16 protein-coding genes are annotated in these 18,171 nt (G+C 47.6%); 9 read left to right on the top strand and 7 right to left on the bottom strand.

Translation table 11 applies throughout. The features are described 5' to 3' along the window. Positions 1–4 precede the first annotated feature (4 nt). Positions 5–1,639 (top strand): M1 family metallopeptidase, encoded by a 1,635-nt coding sequence (locus ACYVEA_RS27450; RefSeq protein ID WP_461116627.1) that lies wholly within the window; start codon positions 5–7, stop codon positions 1,637–1,639. Positions 1,640–1,746: 107 nt separating this feature from the next. Then, on the top strand, positions 1,747–2,367 hold the full coding sequence (locus ACYVEA_RS27455; RefSeq protein ID WP_461116628.1) for a transposase: 621 nt from the start codon (positions 1,747–1,749) through the stop codon (positions 2,365–2,367). A 76-nt stretch (positions 2,368–2,443) separates the two neighbouring features. On the opposite strand, the gene ACYVEA_RS27460 is transcribed toward ACYVEA_RS27455, so the two are convergent. Together ACYVEA_RS27460 and ACYVEA_RS27465 are read right to left on the bottom strand one after the other, a co-directional pair. Next, entirely contained in the window at positions 2,444–3,385 is a 942-nt protein-coding gene (locus tag ACYVEA_RS27460) for a carbohydrate kinase family protein (RefSeq protein ID WP_461116629.1), read from the bottom strand. Positions 3,386–3,471: 86 nt separating this feature from the next. Further along, positions 3,472–4,851 (bottom strand): MFS transporter, encoded by a 1,380-nt coding sequence (locus tag ACYVEA_RS27465; RefSeq protein ID WP_461116630.1) that lies wholly within the window; start codon positions 4,849–4,851, stop codon positions 3,472–3,474. A gap of 121 nt (positions 4,852–4,972) precedes the next feature. Here ACYVEA_RS27465 and ACYVEA_RS27470 point away from each other — a divergent pair, with 121 nt between their 5' ends. Next, positions 4,973–6,409: a BamA/TamA family outer membrane protein gene (locus ACYVEA_RS27470; protein ID WP_461116631.1), complete on the top strand. Its 1,437-nt coding sequence runs from the start codon at positions 4,973–4,975 to the stop codon at positions 6,407–6,409. Between the two features lies 1 nt (position 6,410). On the opposite strand, the gene ACYVEA_RS27475 is transcribed toward ACYVEA_RS27470, so the two are convergent. Together ACYVEA_RS27475 and ACYVEA_RS27480 are read right to left on the bottom strand one after the other, a co-directional pair. Further along, a complete protein-coding gene (locus ACYVEA_RS27475; protein WP_461116632.1) occupies positions 6,411–6,776 on the bottom strand; it encodes a hypothetical protein in 366 nt (121 codons plus the stop codon). Beyond that, on the bottom strand, positions 6,773–6,997 hold the full coding sequence (locus ACYVEA_RS27480; protein ID WP_461116633.1) for a DUF4160 domain-containing protein: 225 nt from the start codon (positions 6,995–6,997) through the stop codon (positions 6,773–6,775). The genes ACYVEA_RS27475 and ACYVEA_RS27480 overlap by 4 nt, the downstream gene beginning before the upstream one ends. 208 nt (positions 6,998–7,205) lie before the next feature. Between ACYVEA_RS27480 and ACYVEA_RS27485 the strand changes: the two genes are divergently transcribed. Both ACYVEA_RS27485 and ACYVEA_RS27490 read left to right on the top strand, forming a co-directional pair. Further along, positions 7,206–8,960, top strand: coding sequence for an ABC transporter ATP-binding protein (locus ACYVEA_RS27485; RefSeq protein ID WP_461116634.1), 1,755 nt, complete (start codon positions 7,206–7,208; stop codon positions 8,958–8,960). Next, entirely contained in the window at positions 8,944–10,707 is a 1,764-nt protein-coding gene (locus ACYVEA_RS27490; RefSeq protein WP_461116635.1) for an ABC transporter ATP-binding protein, read from the top strand. The genes ACYVEA_RS27485 and ACYVEA_RS27490 overlap by 17 nt, the downstream gene beginning before the upstream one ends. A 13-nt stretch (positions 10,708–10,720) precedes the next feature. Here ACYVEA_RS27490 and ACYVEA_RS27495 read toward each other — a convergent pair whose 3' ends face one another. Next, positions 10,721–11,653 (bottom strand): sterol desaturase family protein, encoded by a 933-nt coding sequence (locus tag ACYVEA_RS27495; protein ID WP_461116636.1) that lies wholly within the window; start codon positions 11,651–11,653, stop codon positions 10,721–10,723. Positions 11,654–11,944: 291 nt separating this feature from the next. Here ACYVEA_RS27495 and ACYVEA_RS27500 point away from each other — a divergent pair, with 291 nt between their 5' ends. Next, a complete protein-coding gene (locus ACYVEA_RS27500) occupies positions 11,945–12,526 on the top strand; it encodes a hypothetical protein (RefSeq protein ID WP_461116637.1) in 582 nt (193 codons plus the stop codon). A 215-nt stretch (positions 12,527–12,741) separates the two neighbouring features. Here the strand turns inward: ACYVEA_RS27500 and ACYVEA_RS27505 are convergent, their stop codons facing one another. Then, positions 12,742–13,812 (bottom strand): branched-chain amino acid aminotransferase, encoded by a 1,071-nt coding sequence (locus tag ACYVEA_RS27505; RefSeq protein ID WP_461116638.1) that lies wholly within the window; start codon positions 13,810–13,812, stop codon positions 12,742–12,744. A gap of 148 nt (positions 13,813–13,960) precedes the next feature. Next, complete coding sequence (locus ACYVEA_RS27510; protein ID WP_461116639.1) at positions 13,961–14,527, bottom strand: cob(I)yrinic acid a,c-diamide adenosyltransferase; 567 nt, start codon at positions 14,525–14,527, stop codon at positions 13,961–13,963. A 173-nt stretch (positions 14,528–14,700) separates the two neighbouring features. On the opposite strand from ACYVEA_RS27510, the gene ACYVEA_RS27515 reads away from it, so the two are divergent. From ACYVEA_RS27515 to tyrS, 3 genes are all read left to right on the top strand, one after another. Continuing rightward, positions 14,701–15,210 carry a hypothetical protein gene (locus ACYVEA_RS27515; RefSeq protein ID WP_461116640.1) on the top strand — a complete coding sequence of 170 codons (510 nt, stop codon included), beginning with the start codon at positions 14,701–14,703 and terminating at the stop codon, positions 15,208–15,210. Then, positions 15,203–16,417: an S-adenosylmethionine:tRNA ribosyltransferase-isomerase gene (locus tag ACYVEA_RS27520; RefSeq protein ID WP_461116641.1), complete on the top strand. Its 1,215-nt coding sequence runs from the start codon at positions 15,203–15,205 to the stop codon at positions 16,415–16,417. Before ACYVEA_RS27515 ends, ACYVEA_RS27520 begins: the two co-directional genes overlap by 8 nt. A 117-nt stretch (positions 16,418–16,534) precedes the next feature. Continuing rightward, a complete protein-coding gene (gene tyrS / locus ACYVEA_RS27525) occupies positions 16,535–17,836 on the top strand; it encodes a tyrosine--tRNA ligase (RefSeq protein ID WP_461116642.1) in 1,302 nt (433 codons plus the stop codon). Positions 17,837–18,171: the final 335 nt, after the last annotated feature.

An 18,171-nucleotide genomic window follows, 5' to 3' on the forward strand; every position in this document is an offset into this window, starting at 1 on the left:
AACCATGACCCGATTTGTAAGTTTGTGTCTGTTGTTAGTGCTGCCTATGCTCACGCAGGCACAACGCTATGTATTTACCCATGACGACACGCTACGTGGTTCCATCACACCCGAGCGGGCCTGGTGGGATCTGGCTTTTTACCACCTTAACGTCCGCGTGCAACCCACTGACAGTACATTGAGTGGCTCGACAATGATCCGATATCGTGTGCTGAAACCTGGCCAGACCATGCAGGTGGACTTACAGCGTCCGTTGCGCGTTGTTCGTGTTGTTCAGAACGGAAAATCACTAGCCTTCAAACAGGACGGTAACGCCTATTTTGTAAAGTTAACCAAGGTACAACGACCCGGGCAGACGGAATCGGTAACGGTGGAATATGCCGGAAAGCCACGCGTGGCGAAACGTCCACCTTGGGATGGAGGCCTGGTCTGGTCGCACGACAAAGCCGGTAATTGGTTTATCGCTACGGCCTGTCAGGGATTGGGTGCGAGCGCGTGGTGGCCCTGCAAGGATCACATGTATGATGAGCCCGATTCGATGGCCATCAGTGTAACCGTTCCGGAAGACCTGACCGACGTATCGAATGGGCGGCTACGAAAGGTGACCACCAACCCCGATCACACCCGAACTTTTGATTGGTACGTAGTAAATCCGATCAACAATTATGGCGTTAACCTCAACATCGCCCGGTATGAGCACTGGTCAGAAGTTTATAAAGGGGAAAAAGGCCCGCTGGCGTTGAACTACTATGTTCTTCCCGAACATCTCGATTCGGCCAAAACGCAGTTTCAGCAGGTGCCCAAAATGATGAAAGCATTTGAGTATTGGTTTGGTCCGTATCCGTTCTATGAAGACGGCTACAAACTGGTTGAAACGCCGTACCTCGGCATGGAGCATCAAAGTTCGGTGACCTACGGGAATCACTTTCAAAACGGCTACCTCGGCCGCGACCTCTCCCGAACGGGCTGGGGCCTGCTCTGGGATTTTATTATCGTTCATGAGTCGGGGCACGAGTGGTTTGCCAATAATATTACCTACAAGGACGTAGCCGACATGTGGATTCACGAGAGCTTTACGAATTACTCGGAATGCCTGTTTACGGAGTACTATTATGGGAAAGATGCTGGCGCGCAATACGTAATCGGGTGTCGCGCCAATATCCGGAATGATAAACCGATCATTGGTACGTATAATGTCAACCATGAGGGGTCATCAGATATGTACTACAAAGGGGGCAATATGCTCCATACTATCCGACAACTCGTGAACAACGACGATAAATGGCGACAGTTGCTACGCGGTATGAACAAGACATTCTACCACCAGACCGTTACAGCCAGGCAAATCGAGGAGTATATGATCCAGCAAACCGGAATTAACCTGAAACCCGTATTCGATCAATACCTGCGCGACGTTCGAATTCCGGTGCTTGAATACCGTCCCGTTGCGGGTGGAATTCAGTACCGATGGGCTAATTGCGTAGCAGGGTTTGCCATGCCTGTTCAGGTTTGTCTGGGCGAGTCCGGACCTTATAAGTTATTGCAGCCTACGACACAGTGGAAAACGTTGCCTGTTCAGCAGGAAAGCGTAGTGACGGTCGACGCCAATTACTACGTGTTGAGCAAGCGAGTTGAGTAGTGGGGTTCGTTCATAAACACGTTTACTCAAAAGTTAATGCGTTATAGGATGGTAATACGTAGTTTGCCGACAAATAAATCATCACCCATTCTCATTTCAACATTACCATGCAAACAAACCTGACCCTGCTCTGGACCGGATTGCTATCAGTAACATTGTTGACTGGTTGCGGAAAAACTAAAGAGGAAGAAAAAAAGGACGAAGAATCTGTATCCATGATGGGTGCCGCAAGTGCGGTGAAGGAATTGGCCGCTCAGGCTGAAGAAATGTCAAAGAAAGGCCCTGTTGAAACGATCGACTTTCGAAAACTGAAGGAAATGCTTCCCGCCGATGCGGATGGATTGCCCCGGAAAGAAGCTACTGGTGAGAAAAACGGAGCGGCTGGCTATAATGTATCGACTGCTGAAGGTAAATATGGAAATGAAGATGGGAGTGAAACGATTGAACTCACCATTGTGGATGCGGGTGGCGGCCCCATGATGATGGGGCTGGCGGCCTGGTCGATGATCGACATCGATAAAGAGACCGAAAACGGCTACGAAAAAACCAGTAAAATGGGCGATAATAAATCGTATGAGAAATACGATAACAAAGATAAAAATGGTGAAGTGGCGGTGTTGATAAACAAGCGATTCATTGTTACGGCGGAGGGCCGTGGCGTCAGCATGGACAAAATCAAATCGGCCATTGAAGACATTGACCTGGATAAGCTGGAGGATTTGAAATAAGGCAAATAATAGAGTTATTATCAAACAGGCGTGCCACGGTTTATAACCGTGGCACGCCTGTTTGATAATAAGTGGGCTACAAAAACTGCTCGTAGATCACTTTACGGTCGACTTTATCGGGTAGCGGGCCTTGCCGGGTTAGTTTCATTTTGGCTAAAGCCGCCCCGGCAATCGCACAGTTGCCCGGTGCGTATCCATCTAAGTGCGCCGTCAGGAAGCCAGCCCAGTAGGCGTCACCAGCACCCGTTACGTCAACAACATCGATTTTTTTACCAGGGATACGGGCCTGTTTCTTTCCCTTCTCATACGATACCAGACTGCCATTCGCGCCAAGTGTCAGGCAAATAATCGTTGCCCCCATTTGATGAAAATCGTTCAGGATGCGCTCTGGCGGTTGAGGGGAGCCATATAAACGTTCGGCATCATCCTCGCTGACTTTAACCAGTGCGCCAGCCGAGCAATAATTCGTGATTACACGCCAGGCTTGCTCACGGTCGGGCCATATCGTTGGCGCATAATTGGCGTCAATTGTAACCTGGCAACCGGCCGCCTGTGCCCGTTTGGCGGCATCGACAATAGTATCCTGCGCCGGTTGACGGCTTAACGCAAAGCAGGTTGTATGAAATAACTCTGCCTGTGCCAACAAGGAGTCGGGTAATTGTTCGGGTTTGATTAGGGAGTCGGCATGGCGGTAGGCAACGAAGTCGGGCGTACCAGCCGTACGGGAAACCAGCACGATGCTGGTCGGCTCCAGCGGGTCGGACGTAATGAATTGAATGTCAACGCCAGACTCTTCCACTTGTCGGGTCAGGTATTCGCCAATATTGTCGGTACCAACACAGGCGACCAGGGCGGTTGGGTTTCCCAGTCGAGCCATGTTCGACGCCATGTTAGCGGGGCTACCCCCCTGGTATCGACGAAAATCCTGCGCATCAAGCAAACTTCTCGACACATGATGACCAATGAAATCGGCCAGTAATTCACCAACGGAAAGGAGGGCGTAGGAGCGTTGTGACATAATTATCAAAAAATATTCCGATTGCAAACTACTCGACACAGGAGGAGATTACAATCGGAATAGAAAATTAAAAACGAGTTTATGTATTAATTTCCCCCAGGCTCAATTGGGAAAGCGGCTTCCTGGCTGGCTTTGTTTTCTTTCACCAGAAAACAGGAGCCAGCTGCTAAAAGGAGACAGACACCCGCCAGCGCCAGTGCGTTACGCGGGTCGTTTTTCAGCAACGTCGGGTAAAAAAATCGTACGGTTAAATTATTAACGATCTGAGGAACAACAATAAAACCGTTGAAAATACCCATGTAAACACCCATGCGTTCGGGAGGGACCGAACCGGAAAGTAATACGTAGGGCATGGACAGAATTGATCCCCAGGCCAACCCCACTAAGGTCATCCCGATAAAGAAAACGTATTTATCGTCCGACAGCAGCATCGATAGAAAACCCAGCCCACCAATCATCAGGAACGTAGCGTGGGTAGCCCGGCGACCGATACGTTCGGCAATGGCGGGCAGGAAAAAGGAAATACTGAAACAGCCTACGTTGAACATGGCAAAGCACAGATTTCCCCATTCGGTGCCTTCCTGAAAGCCCGGAGAGTCGGCATTAGGGGCATTGAAGGCATGGCGAGCCACGGCCAGCGTTAAATATTGCCACATAAGCGGCAGGCCGAACCACGTGAAGAACTTGACCCACCATAACTGCTTCATGGTAGCCGGCATTTCTTTGAAGGCTAGAAAAATTTCCGAAAAAGCCCCGCCAATACCGCTGCCCTCCTGTTTCTGGCGGTTGAATTCCTCCATGTCATCTGGTGGGTACTCATTCGTTGTATAGACAGTCCACAAAACGGCCAGCAGAACAGCGACACCGCCAATATAAAACGGGAATTTTATGCTGTCGGGAATGACACCAGCCGCCACAACGGCCGTTGTCGTTAAGCCCAGAAGTCGAAAAATGGTTGGCATCAGATTCGCCAGAGTCTGGCCAAATCCAACAAAGAAACTTTGCACGGCAAACCCCAAATCGCGCTGCTGATCGTTGAGTTTGTCACCAATAAAGGCGCGAAATGGCTCTTGTGTAATGTTGAGCCCCGTATCCAGAATCCACATCAGGCTGGCGGCCATCCACAGGGCCGACGAATTGGGCATGAGGAATAAAGCCAGACTGGTAACGATGGCTCCGATCAGGAAAAAGGGCTTTCGGCGGCCCCAGCGCGTCGACCAGGTACGGTCACTTAGGGAACCAATAATTGGCTGTACAATCAGCCCGGTTATGGGACCTGCCAGCCACAGAATCGGGATGTTAGCTTCGTCGGCATTCAGATACCGGAAAATGGGACTCATGTTGGCTTGCTGCAAACCGAAACCATATTGGATACCAAAAAATCCGAAACTCATGTTCCAGATTTGCCAGAAACGTAAGGTGGGTTTAGCTTTCCTGGCTGGCTCCTGAATATTTCCCGTTTGCATAGATTGTCGTATATTTATCAGTCATCATAGGTTTTACTAAATAGCGAACAATAATACATACGTATTTGCAGGATATGGGGATATACTTGTCTTATTTTTTTGAAAAGGCGTACTTTTGAGCATGATTCCCAAAACGTGGCCGTCCGTTGCTCTCCTCCTGATGGCGCTATTCGTATCGTCTCAATTTGCGCGGGCTAATGGATTGGTCGACTCAACACAAAAGGTTGTTGTCCGATCGGTTACGCTCAAGGGAAACTACCGCACCCGCGACCGGATTATTCTACGGGAAATGACACTCCGTGTTGGCGACTCTGTTCGGCTGTCTACCCTGCCGGAGCGCGTATCCTGGGATCAGCGAAATATTAACAATACAACCCTGTTTGTTACGGTAGATACCGAGACGCGGCTTACCCCATCCGACGATTCTACCCAGCTTACCCAGCTCGATCTGACGATTATCATGAAAGAGCGATGGTACCTCATTGCCTATCCGGTGTTCGATCTGGCTGACCGGAATTTTAATGAGTGGTGGTATGACCGGGGGCACGATTTCAGTCGGGTAATTTATGGAGGCCATCTTAGTTACCGCAACGTAACGGGCAACAATGACCGACTTCAGGTGATTATTGAGCGGGGGTTTCTACAACGAACTGTCCTGTCTTATGCCAAACCCTATATTGATAAAGCGCAGCGGATTGGGTTGCGGGTCGATGTGGGATACATAACGAACAAAGAAATTCCGTACCGGACGCTGGCCGATAAATGGGTTTACGTAAAGTCAGAAAATGTACTTCGCGAACGGAGGTACGCAGCCGTCACGCTGACCCATCGGCGTGGGCTATATCACTACCATACGTTTGATACGCGGTATACGCACAACACCATTGCCGACACCATAGCCCGTATCAACCCGGACTATTTTCTGGATGGCCGTACCAGTCAAAAATTCCTGGCCATGAGTTATACGTATCGGTATGACCGACGCGATAACGTCGTGTATCCGTTGCGGGGGACGTTGTTTTCCGGCAATGTTGGTGTATCGGGCATCTTGCCGGGTGATGACTTTCACTTTCTGGATCTGTCGGCATCCGTAACGCGTTACTGGCCGCTGGGCAATCGATTTTATGCCGCGGGTAGCTTGCGGGGGCGCTCTACCTGGCCAACGCGCCAACCTTATTTCAATCTGCGTGGTCTGGGAAATTCCGTCGATAACGTTCGGGGCTATGAATTATATGTAATAGACGGACAGCGGACGGCAACCTGGCGAAATAGTATTCGGTATCAGCTTGTTAATACCCGAAAACAACTCAACTGGCTGCACATTCGTCAATTCAACACCGTGCCGATTTCGATTTATATAACAGGTTTCGCCGATGCGGGCTACGTTAGAAGCACCGTAGCAGAACAGTATCAGAGTCAGTTGGCCAATCGCCTTCTTGTTGGAACTGGTATGAGCCTGGACATCGTATCATTTTACAACCTGGTAATGCGTTTTAGTGGGACAATCAACGCTCAGGGAAAGTCTGGTTTTTTCTTCAACCTGGCGCAGGAGTTGTAAGTTAAGCAGCTTGTTGTCTATCGGTAATGGGTACCAAACGATAGAACTCTAAAGGTTGACTCTTGCTATATAAGCCATCCGCATCATAGGTCAGAGGGCTTTTTTGTTCACTGGCATTTCCTGATTCATCCCAATATTTATGGGATGTTAAGATATTAACCCACTGGAGTGTTTTCTGCTCACTAATGGAGACATACTTAAATTGTTCATAATCCAGTAAGGAACTTTCGGACGATTGTTGCTCCAACTTCCATTCCTGAAAAATTGGCTCAAAATCAATAACCCGCACCTCACCGGTTGACCAGCGACAGGTTATTTTGAATGGCTCGACTTTAATTATTTCAGTAATACGTGGTAACTGGCTCATAGTTGTTGTAATCGAATAAATTCGTCTAACAGTTCATTTTGAACTAATCCAGCCCATTTTAGTACGCGCTTTAGTTGTTTGCCTGGTAGCTCGCCAACCATAATTTCTAGTGTTCTAATATTAATTAAGGCTTCATATTCAGCGTAGTAAGCATGAAAATGAGGTGGACTATGGTCACGTGGATAAATATAAATTCGGACGCCATCAAATGAGCTAAACATTAGTCAAAGTTGACAAAATTATTATTCTGAACAATAGAATATAATCTACCCAGCACTACGCATAATTGAGTTATTCTATAAATCCACTCTCATTTTAATGTTCTGTTAATCCGTATGCCAGCCACGTTACATGGCGGTACGTTCCTAATTTACTTACCTTTGGGTGATGCTTTACTTTAGCTAGAGCCTCCGTTTTTTAGGATTGATTATGGATAACGCTGTTCCCCAAAAAGAAGCGCCCAGGAAGCCGTCATCTCCCCTGCTTAGTCTGCTGAAACCCTATTCCCGAATGATCATGCTGCTGATCTTTCTGGCATTGGTGAGCAATGGCGTGAACTTGCTGTTGCCGATGATTATCAAGCATGGGATCGACGCCTACTCCGCCGGTACATATGTGCTGCGAACGACAATCGTTGAGTTTCTGGTGGCGGCACTATTCATTTTTGTCTTCACCTATCTCCAGAGTGTCGTTCAGACATACGCGTCGGAGCGGGTAGCGAAGGATTTGCGGACCGAACTGGCAACGAAAATTTCGCGTCAGAGCTTTGCCTATATCCAGCAGGCCAATCCATCCCGATTGTTGACAAACCTGACGTCGGATATTGATTCGGTCAAACTGTTTGTGTCACAGGCGATAGTGTCCATCGTTTCGTCGCTTTGTATTATTATTGGAGCCAGTATTTTATTGATCAACATCAATTGGAAACTAGCTTTAGCTGTATTGACCATAGTGCCGATCATCGGCGTTACGTTCTTTCTGGTGCTGAAAAAAGTGCGGGTTCTGTTCGTCAAAAGCCGCGAAGTAATCGACTGGCTCAATAAAGTCATCAACGAAAGCATCCTGGGTGCATCACTAATTCGGGTACTTAATTCCCAGCAACTTGAGTATACTAAGTTTCTGGCGGCCAATACCGATGCCAAAGAGTTAGGGCTGGCCATTCTGCGACTGTTTGCGGGACTTATTCCGGTTATCAGTTTTACGGCTGGTATGGCTGGGCTGGCTATTCTGGTGTTAGGTGGCAAGTTTGTCATTGCCGGAAGTATGTCGCTGGGCGATTTTGCCGCTTTCAATGGCTATCTGGCCATGCTGGTTTTCCCGATCATTGTCATTGGTTTCATGAGCAACGTGATCGCGCAGGCGTCGGCTTCTTATCAACGCGTTAGCGAAGTACTTCAAACGCCCGAAACAGCCAGCACGGGTACGGTCAATTCAACCCTGAAGGGAAATATTGACCTTCAGAACGTATCGGTTTACTACGGTGAAAAGCCCGCCCTCAAGAATGTTTCTTTCTCGGTGAAAGCCGGAACACGAACGGCCGTTGTTGGGCCAACGGCCGCGGGTAAAAGTCAGTTGTTATTCCTGCTGACCGGTTTGATTAAGCCAACAGAGGGTAGCGTACACTACGGCGGCATCCCGATCGACAGCTACGATGAAGATGTTTTCCATCAGCAGGTAGGGTTTGTCTTTCAGGATAGCATCATTTTCAATTTGAGTCTGCGCGAAAACATTGCCTTCAGTGAAACCGTAACCGATGCATCGCTCAAAAAGGCCATCACTACGTCCGAATTAAGCGGTTTTATTGAATCCTTACCCGAGAGATTGCAGACGGTCGTTTCGGAACGGGGTTCCAGCCTTTCGGGTGGGCAGAAACAACGTATCATGCTGGCCCGCGCGCTGGCGCTTAATCCCAACGTATTACTGCTTGACGATTTCACCGCCCGGGTTGATACCAGCACAGAGCAGAAAATTCTGGCTAACGTTCAGCAGAACTATCCCGGCCTGACGCTCATTGCCGTGACCCAGAAAATTGCTTCCATTGAAGACTATGAACAGATAATTCTGCTCATGGAGGGAGAAATTATTGCCATAGGGACACACCCGGAACTGATGCAAACCAGCCCCGAATACGTCCAGATCTATCAATCCCAACGTAGCACCAGCCAATATGAACTACGATCTTAAACAGTTTGTCGGGCAGAAAGAAGAAAAAAACGCTACGTACAAAGCCCTTGGAAAATTGCTGGCCCTGATTGACGATGAACGCCAGACACTCATTCTGGCGTTCATCGCCATTCTAGTCAATTCAGGGTTGACCTTAGTTGGCCCAATGCTGGTGGGTCAAACCGTCGACAAGTATATTCAGACGAAACAGTATGACGGTGTCCTGCGAAATGTTAGTATTCTGCTGGTCGTTTACGTAGTCGCTTTCGGAACCAATTACCTGCAATCGCGCCTGATGGGTGGGGTAGGGCAACGCACTTTGTTTAAACTTCGGAATGCGGTATTCAATAAGCTACAGGATTTGCCTGTGGCGTTTTTCAATCAGAACCAGGCGGGCGACCTCATTTCCCGGATCAATAACGACACCGATAAACTCAATCAGTTTTTTTCACAATCGCTGATGCAGTTTGTGGGGAGTATTTTTATTATGACCGGGGCGGGCCTTTTTCTGTTGTTTATCGATCTGCCACTGGGCGCAGCAGCGTTGTCTCCGGCTATTCTGATGTGGGTATTCACCCAGGCGACATCGGCCTGGGTAAAACGAAAGAATGCCGTCAACCTGAATAGTGTCGGAAATATGAGCGCCGAAATTCAGGAAAGCCTAACCAACTTCAAGGTGATCATCGCCTTTAACCGACGTGACTATTTTCGCAAACGTTTTGAGGAAGCAAACCAGCTTAACTATAAAACGGCTATTGGAGCCGGTTTGGCCAACAATATTTTTATGCCCGTGATTGGACTGGCCGCCAATTTTGGCCAGTTAATCGTGCTCACCTTCGGCATCTACTTAATTTCAACGGGTCATTTCTCTATCGGCCTGCTGATTAGTTTTTTATCATACATCACCAATTTTTATAATCCGCTTCGCCAACTCGCTACGTTGTGGGCCAACTTTCAGGTAGCTATGGCAGCCTGGGATCGCATATCGCACCTACTGGCTATGCAAACGAATTTACAAACCGTCGAAAATTCGCTGGTAGAGCCAAACGCTCCGTTGCTGGCCTTCCGGAACGTTTCATTCAGCTATCCGGATGGACAGGAGGTGCTACACACGATCAACTTTGATTTGGAGCGGGGCAAAACGTATGCACTGGTCGGCCCGACCGGCGGTGGAAAAACTACAACGGCGTCACTGATTGCCCGCTTATACGATCCGACCAGTGGAACCGTACTGCTTGATGGCAAAGACATACGTTCCTATAGTTCAGAGGAACGCACTCGTAAGATTGGCTTCATCTTGCAGGAGCCGTTTCTGTTCACGGGTACCGTTCGGGAAAATATTCTTTACGGTAATGAGACTTATCAGTCCTATTCCAATGAGCAACTGGCGGAGGTTATCCGAAAGGCAAATCTGAACGGATTGCTGGAGCGGTTTGACAATGGGTTGGATACCAAAGTCAAGACAACTGGCGACGCGATCAGCCTGGGACAGAAACAGTTAATCGCATTCATGCGGGCTGTGTTACGTAATCCGGATTTGCTGATTCTGGACGAGGCCACGGCTAATATTGACACCATTACCGAACAATTGCTGGACGAAATCCTGCAAAATTTACCCGAAAAAACGACACGTATCATTATTGCCCACCGCCTGAACACCATTGAAAGTGCCGACGAGATATTCTTTATCAACGCTGGGCAGGTTACGCTGGCTGGCTCGTTCGATAACGCAGTCGATATGCTCCTGCACGGAAAACGTGTGAGCTAGAAAAAAGAATTCGCTAGACGGCGACCTCACTATCAACGGCTTCCCGAATCTCCTGCTGCTTCTTCTCTTCGGCAATTTTGATGGGGCTACCAAAAATGTAAAAAAGCTTTTTACGAAGTCCTTTAGCCTGTTTCACATCCTTGGCCATATCGGTGAGTTCGTGGAAGTTGATAAATATCGGGTTGGCTTTGTTCGGAATATTGGTCGTAATTCCATACGTAACCGGCTCAATTTCAGGTTCAAATGTGCCGAACATACGATCCCAGAAAATGAACGTAGCGCCAAAATTCTTGTCGATATATTGTTCCTGCGTGCCGTGATGTACGCGATGATTGGAGGGCGTAGCAAAAATGTATTCGACCCAGGCGGGCATCCGACGGATATATTCGGTATGTACCCAAAACTGGAACAAGACCGCAATCTGGTTCGTCACGAAAAAGATAATTGGATGAAAACCCATGAACGCTACGGGCAAAAAGAAGATAATCTTCAGGTGCTGTATCCAGCTCAGCCGATAGGAAACCGTTAGGTTGTAATGTTCGCCGGAGTGGTGCACCACATGCGTAGCCCACCAGAATCGCTGCTCGTGCGAAACGCGGTGTGCCCAGTAACTGAAAAAATCGTAAATAACGTAGCACGGAATCAAAGTCCACCACTGTAATTCCATCCGCCAGGGAATCAGATTATACACCCAGATACATAAATAAAGTAATCCGACTTTCAGGCCCGCGGTGACAACGAGATTGCCCAGACCCACCAGAATAGAACCGATCGTTTCCTTTTTCTCATAGAACTCTTTCTCCTGATAGTATGCAACGGCCATCTCTATGACGGTAAAAAATAGCATGACAGGAACCGCCCAAAGGATAATATTAGGTATGTTTTTCTCAATAGTATGTAAATTATCGAAGGGAATTGGAGCAGCGCCGAATAAGGGAAAATGCATAATTGAAATAGCTATTCGAGGATGAGTGTTTAAGACTTTCGCTTAGAGCCGTGCCACGGTTTTGAATGGTCGCACGGCTCTAAGCGAAAGTCCTAGTGTTATAAACCCATCAACTTTGTTTGTTTGTTTGAGTTCCTTTAACTACTCAATTAATTAGATTAGTCTAGGATTTAATCTGTAAAGTTCAATATTTTGCGTATATGCGCTTATTTTTCTAGGGAACGGTTTTTGTGCAAAGCCCAGTCTCTAATGAGGCCAATAACGTACCTTTGTAGAATCAACCTGATACATATGAATAAACATTTCCTTACGGTAGCCATTTGCCTTTCGACCGTCGTTTTTACTGCCTGTAATAGCCGCCAGCAGACAGATAGCCAGTCTCCTGATTCAACGGCTCAGTCATCGATTTCTGAAACAGCAACGGATGTCGCCATCACCGGTCACCTAGCCGATCTGGGTCTGACGATGGATAGCGATTGGCGCGGTATTAATCTCGGTGATGACTTTAGCAAAGTAAAAGCCACTGAAAAGGGCGAATCATTCGAGAGCGATGCAACGCACATTGGCTACACCATTGAGTTCGCCAACCTGGAAACTGCCGATATGCTGTATTATCAGGCGAATAAGAAAGTATCCGCCATTGAGGTCGATTTATTCCTGAATAGCCGCCAGTCTGTTACGGACTATCAGAAACAATTGGGTACGTATTTTGCCACTCGATATGGTGCGCCCAAGTCCGGAAATTCAGGAACAGTCTGGACGAACTCAAAGGGAGAAACGGTTACGTTGAAAGACGTATCGAAAGGCAAAGACTTTGGCCTGAAAATCAAGATTGCTCCCGCCGGTGGCGCAACGACCGCTTCGGCGAAGTAGAGCTTTTTTGTACGAATTAATCTCTTACGTTCACCATCGCGACCCTCGTGCGTACTCGCTATAGGCAAGTTGGCATCTCCTTTCCGAATACAGCACGACGGTATACGTAGTGAAAACTAATTACAAACTAATTAAATAGGCCAAGGGACAAGCCTGCAAATGCAAACGCCCCGGCCATGTGGCCGGGGCGTTTGTCTTTAACTTATAGTATAAACCTAAACCTTGTGCATCCAGCCGAAGCTGTCTTCCACTTTACCCGTACGAAGATCAGAGAGATAATTTTTGATGCGAACGGCAAAGGATTCTTCCGGTGCAAACTCCGGTAGCATATAATCCTTGCCATTGTATCCGATGAGCGAATACGGCGCCGAACCTACAGCCGTTCCGGCCCCGAAGGCTTCTGAAAGACGCCCTGCTTCAATTGCCCCAATGATTTCCTCAACCGATACTAATCGCTCTTCAACAGTAATCCCCCAACTGCGGGCGATTTGTATGATCGAATCACGCGTCACACCCTTCAGAATCGAATCGGACGTAGCGGGCGTTATTAATTTGCCGTCGATCATGAACATGATATTCATCGTGCCCGATTCCTCAATGTACTTGTGCTCGCGGGCATCGGTCCAGATCAATTGGTCATAGCCCTGCTGTTGCGCCATTAGTGTTGGGTACAGCGAACCGCCGTAATTACCAGCACATTTGGCGTACCCCACACCACCCGGAGCCGACCGGATAAATTCGGTCTCTACTTTCAGTTTGGGCGGATTTGAGTAATAAGCACCAACCGGGCATGTAAAAATGCAGAAACGATACGTCTTCGACGGAGCTACACCCAGGAAAGTGTCGGTCGCGAACATATACGGCCGCACATAAAGTGAGCTTTCTGGCGCATCAGGTACCCAGTCAGCGTCAACACGTAGCAGCGCTTCCAGTCCACCAATAAATACCTCTTCAGGAAGCGTAGCCATACACATCCGGCGGGCTGATTCGTTCATACGCTCAAAGTTGGCATAAGGGCGGAACAGCGAAACCTGGCCCGCTTCATTTTTGAAAGCTTTCATGCCTTCAAAAATGGATTGACCATAGTGTAGCGACGACAGAGCAGGACTTAGCGTGAAATTGTCGAATGGCACAATCATTTGATTTTGCCATTCACCGTCTACGAAATCGGCCACAAACATGTGGTCCGAGAAATGTTTTCCGAAAGGCAGATGATTAAAATCTACCTCCTGAATGCGGGAGTGCTCCACTTTCCGCAGTTCAATTTGTAAGACGTCCGTCGTCATAATCAGGGTATTAAGTAATGAGTTAGGTGGCTGAAAAACACCTGCGGCAAAGCTAAAAAAATAGATTGACTAAATTTAGTTGTCAAGACAACTTTTTTTTGATCGGTAGCTACGGTGAGAAAATAGCTGCCAAGAAGCATCGGGAAAATCATACTCTTGGCTTCCACACAACTTCTTCGGCGTGTAATTCCTGTGCCATTTTTCGTCCGAGTACGAATAAATAATCAGATAGTCGATTAAGATATTGCAATACGAACTCATCAACTGGGGCATTATCATTGAGACTAATTACCAAACGCTCGGCCCGCCGACAGACCGTTCGGGCTAAATGACAAAACGACACCGATTCGTGTCCACCTGGCAAAACAAACGCTCTTAATTCTGGTAATTCGGCATCCATCTCATCCATTGCCTGTTCCAGCAACGTAATATCTTCGGGTGCAATGGCTGGCATTGCCCGTTTGGAGCCGGTCTGGACGGACGCTTTCATAGGATCTGTTGCCAGTTCTGAACCAACCGTGAACAGTCGATCCTGAATCTCTTTCAATAACTCTTTCCGGTCGACATTTACTGCCTGGTCACGTACTAAACCGATCCACGAATTCAGTTCGTCTACTGTTCCGTACGTGTCAATGCGCAAATCCGCTTTGCTTACCCGACGCCCACCAATGAGTGCCGTTTGCCCTTTATCTCCAGTTTTTGTGTAAATCTTCATAACCAAACTCATCAACAAATAGCTAAGCTAACGGATTTCCCCCATTCGAGCCGTACCTTTGCGCCCTGATTTGAAAAATCAGACTGATTGCTTATCAAGTCGCATTGGATTGGCCGCTCGATTCACCTTATAACGGATCGATCTTTCAGTCTTTCGCTCTTTCGCTTATTTACATGAAAGCAGGTACTTTTTTCGTCCGTGTGTGGCGTGTTTTGTCCATTGTCGGATTCTTATTCGCTCTGTTTAGTAGTTATATTTCGTACCCCGATAATGTTGTGGTACGTTTCGATGAACTCAATCATCCTCTTCAAACGATCAATCGAGAAACGATTTTTTACATCGCTATCGCTATCTTTCTGATTAACAATACGTTGCTTAATCTGATTGGGCGCCTGTTTCTTAAAGTTCCGACCGATCAGATTCCAGTACCGAATCAACGTGTCTGGGCAACGCACCGACCAGAATTGAACGTGGTTTTTAAGGAATGGTTTAGCCTATTGATGTCGTCCATTAATACGATCCTCGGGTTAGGATTGTTGGTACTCTCATTTCTTAATCGATCCGACCGGCCGATTCGGGCAGTTGAATATGCGTGGCTATTACCACTTAGTACATTTATCCTGATTGCTGTGATTGCCTGGTTGCCGATTCGTTTGTTCAGAAAACCCAGTGAAGATGAGTGAAACGGATGAACTATTGCTGAGCGAGTTTCAATACAATTTGCCCGATGAACGTATTGCCCGCTTTCCATTACCCCAACGCGATGCATCGAAACTGCTCGTGTATAAAAGTGGTCTGATTAGCCATGAACGCTTTTCCAGCTTAGCCGATCTATTGCCTGAGGCTAGTTTCCTGGTTTTCAACAATACAAAGGTTATTCCGGCGCGGTTGTATTTTACGAAACCAACGGGCGCCATTATTGAACTGTTTTTACTGAATCCGGTTCCAAATAATCTGCCCATCAGTCAGGCTATGGAGACGACGGGTTCAGCCATATGGCAGGGTATGATTGGCAACCGTAAACGCTGGAAACAGGACGAATCCCTGCAAACCACATTCCCGACACCAACCGGCGACGTAACACTCACTGCCAGCTGGTACAACTATGAGACGTCGGTGGTACGCCTAAGTTGGCAACCCGTTGATCTGACATTCGCTCAGCTTATTCAGCTGGCGGGTGAAATTCCGCTGCCGCCGTATTTAAAACGCGACGCTACCGACCTAGATCGGGATACGTATCAGACCGTGTACTCGAAGCAGGAGGGAGCTGTCGCAGCCCCTACTGCTGGCTTACATTTCACCCCTGCCATATTTGACACGTTAGCTGAACATGGCCTGGAACACGATTACCTGACCCTGCATGTTGGCGCCGGAACCTTCCAGCCAATCAAAACGGATAATGTTCGGCAACATCACATGCACACGGAGCAAGTCGTTTATACACAACAGAACCTGCGTAATTTACTGGGTCACCTGGGTCATATAATTGCGGTAGGTACTACGTCTATGCGGGCGTTGGAAAGTTTATACTGGATGGGTGTAAAACTTCTGCGTAATGAGCCTGATCCGTTTTCACTTGATCAGTATTACGCGTACCAACTCTCAGCCGATCAACAGCCAAAAGTTGACGAGGCCTTAACGGCCGTTTTAAATTACCTTACTAGTACGAATAAGGAGTCGGTTGTAGCGCATACTGGTATCTACATTACACCCGGTTATCAGGTAAGAGTGTGCAAGGGGATCGTCACCAACTTTCACCAACCCGGCTCCACATTGATTCTGTTGATTGCGGCTCTCATCGGCGACGATTGGAAGTATATATATAAGGAAGCCTTGGCAAACGATTATCGCTTCCTTAGTTACGGTGATTCGTCATTGCTTTTGCCATAAACTACTAGTTTTGCAGAAAAAAGGAGGAAAAGAAGAAAGAGGAAGAAACGAAAAAAACTATGCTTGTTTATTTTCCTTTTCCCCTCTCTTTCCTTTTCCTCCCTCTCTTCCCCAATTATGAATTTCATTGAAGAACTCCGCTGGCGTGGTATGTTGAATGACATGACCCCCGGCACCGAAGAACAGCTCCAGAAGGAAATGACAGCGGGTTATATTGGTTTCGACCCAACGGCTGCGTCACTTCATATTGGTAACCTCGCTACAGTTATGTTATTAGTGCATCTCCAACGAGCGGGTCACAAACCGTTTGCGCTGGTTGGTGGGGCTACAGGTATGATTGGGGATCCATCAGGTAAAGCAGCCGAGCGCGAATTTTTGTCTGAAGAAACACTACGTCGGAACCAGGAAGGTATTCGCCAGCAGCTGACCAAATTCCTTGATTTCGAAAGTGGAGCCAATTCTGCCGAAATGGTCAATAACTACGATTGGTTCAAAGAAATATCGTTCCTTGGTTTTCTACGCGAGGCCGGTAAGCATATCACCGTCAACTACATGATGGCGAAAGATTCAGTCAAAAAGCGGCTCGAAACCGGAATTTCATTCACCGAATTCTCGTACCAACTATTGCAAGGCTACGACTTTTACTGGCTCTACAAAAACAAAAACGTTCGTCTACAAATGGGTGGCTCCGATCAATGGGGCAATATCACCACTGGAACCGAACTCATCCGACGCAAGGAAGCTGGCGAAAATGCTACGCACGAAGACCATTTGGCCTATGCCCTGACAACGCCCCTCGTGACTAAAGCCGACGGCACTAAATTCGGTAAGTCCGAAAGCGGCAACGTCTGGCTTGATCCCGCTCTGACATCGCCTTATCAGTTCTACCAATTCTGGCTCAATACAACGGATGCCGATTGTCCGCGCCTAATTCGTGTATTTACCCTTTTATCCCGGGAAGAAATCGAAGAGCTGGAACGTCAACATGCCGAAGCACCGCATTTGCGAATCTTACAGAAAGCAATTGCCGAGGACGTAACAACTCGTATACATTCTCAGGCTGGATATGAATTAGCCGTAAAAGCCTCAGAGGTCTTATTTGGGAAAGCCACGCTCGAGACGCTACGTTCAATTCAGGCTCATGAATTTGATGTTATTTTTGAAGGCGTACCTCAAACCGAAGTCTCAACTGAAGAACTAGCCAACAGTAAAGACATTACAGATCTGTTATCTGTTGCCAGTAGGGGAGAAGTGTATGCCTCAAAGGGAGAAGCTCGTCGGGCCATTACGCAAAATGCGGTCAGTATAAACAAAACAAAAGTGGCTGATCCGGGTGCATCTACGGACTTGGAGTGGCTACAGGGACGCTACGTATTGGTTTCAAAAGGGAAGAAAAACCATCTTTTAAAAAAAGTTTAGCTCTTATGCGGCTGTAAGTGCCTGACTGGTAGGTAGTTGCCAAATTATCTTTGGCAACTACCTACTTATTTTTCTCTCAGGCCTTGACAAAGGCCTCCCAGCCCCCTACCTTTGCAGTCCCAAATCAGGGAAAACGGTTGACGACTGGGTCTCACAACCCCCGCCACCAATTAGCAAGAGCAGCCAATAGGAAAAGCAAGTAAAAATTTATTTTCAGATTTACTTGACAAATAAATTGAAGTCTCGTACCTTTGCACTCCCAAACAATCAGGGAGATTGAAAAGAGAGAACTAAGTCGCTCATTATCAATCTGTTACAGGTTAGATACTGAAAAC

The sequence above is a fragment of the Spirosoma jeollabukense genome, assembly GCF_054777855.1.

Excerpts from the sequence above, each read along its gene's own strand:
- ACYVEA_RS27450 (WP_461116627.1), top strand. The coding sequence starts at position 5 with ATGACCCGATTTGTAAGTTTGTGTCTGTTGTTAGTGCTGCCTATGCTC.
- ACYVEA_RS27455 (WP_461116628.1), top strand. The coding sequence starts at position 1,747 with ATGCAAACAAACCTGACCCTGCTCTGGACCGGATTGCTATCAGTAACA.
- ACYVEA_RS27460 (WP_461116629.1), bottom strand. The coding sequence starts at position 3,385 with ATGTCACAACGCTCCTACGCCCTCCTTTCCGTTGGTGAATTACTGGCC.
- ACYVEA_RS27465 (WP_461116630.1), bottom strand. The coding sequence starts at position 4,851 with ATGCAAACGGGAAATATTCAGGAGCCAGCCAGGAAAGCTAAACCCACC.
- ACYVEA_RS27470 (WP_461116631.1), top strand. The coding sequence starts at position 4,973 with ATGATTCCCAAAACGTGGCCGTCCGTTGCTCTCCTCCTGATGGCGCTA.
- ACYVEA_RS27475 (WP_461116632.1), bottom strand. The coding sequence starts at position 6,776 with ATGAGCCAGTTACCACGTATTACTGAAATAATTAAAGTCGAGCCATTC.
- ACYVEA_RS27480 (WP_461116633.1), bottom strand. The coding sequence starts at position 6,997 with ATGTTTAGCTCATTTGATGGCGTCCGAATTTATATTTATCCACGTGAC.
- ACYVEA_RS27485 (WP_461116634.1), top strand. The coding sequence starts at position 7,206 with ATGGATAACGCTGTTCCCCAAAAAGAAGCGCCCAGGAAGCCGTCATCT.
- ACYVEA_RS27490 (WP_461116635.1), top strand. The coding sequence starts at position 8,944 with ATGAACTACGATCTTAAACAGTTTGTCGGGCAGAAAGAAGAAAAAAAC.
- ACYVEA_RS27495 (WP_461116636.1), bottom strand. The coding sequence starts at position 11,653 with ATGCATTTTCCCTTATTCGGCGCTGCTCCAATTCCCTTCGATAATTTA.
- ACYVEA_RS27500 (WP_461116637.1), top strand. The coding sequence starts at position 11,945 with ATGAATAAACATTTCCTTACGGTAGCCATTTGCCTTTCGACCGTCGTT.
- ACYVEA_RS27505 (WP_461116638.1), bottom strand. The coding sequence starts at position 13,812 with ATGACGACGGACGTCTTACAAATTGAACTGCGGAAAGTGGAGCACTCC.
- ACYVEA_RS27510 (WP_461116639.1), bottom strand. The coding sequence starts at position 14,527 with ATGAAGATTTACACAAAAACTGGAGATAAAGGGCAAACGGCACTCATT.
- ACYVEA_RS27515 (WP_461116640.1), top strand. The coding sequence starts at position 14,701 with ATGAAAGCAGGTACTTTTTTCGTCCGTGTGTGGCGTGTTTTGTCCATT.
- ACYVEA_RS27520 (WP_461116641.1), top strand. The coding sequence starts at position 15,203 with ATGAGTGAAACGGATGAACTATTGCTGAGCGAGTTTCAATACAATTTG.
- tyrS (WP_461116642.1), top strand. The coding sequence starts at position 16,535 with ATGAATTTCATTGAAGAACTCCGCTGGCGTGGTATGTTGAATGACATG.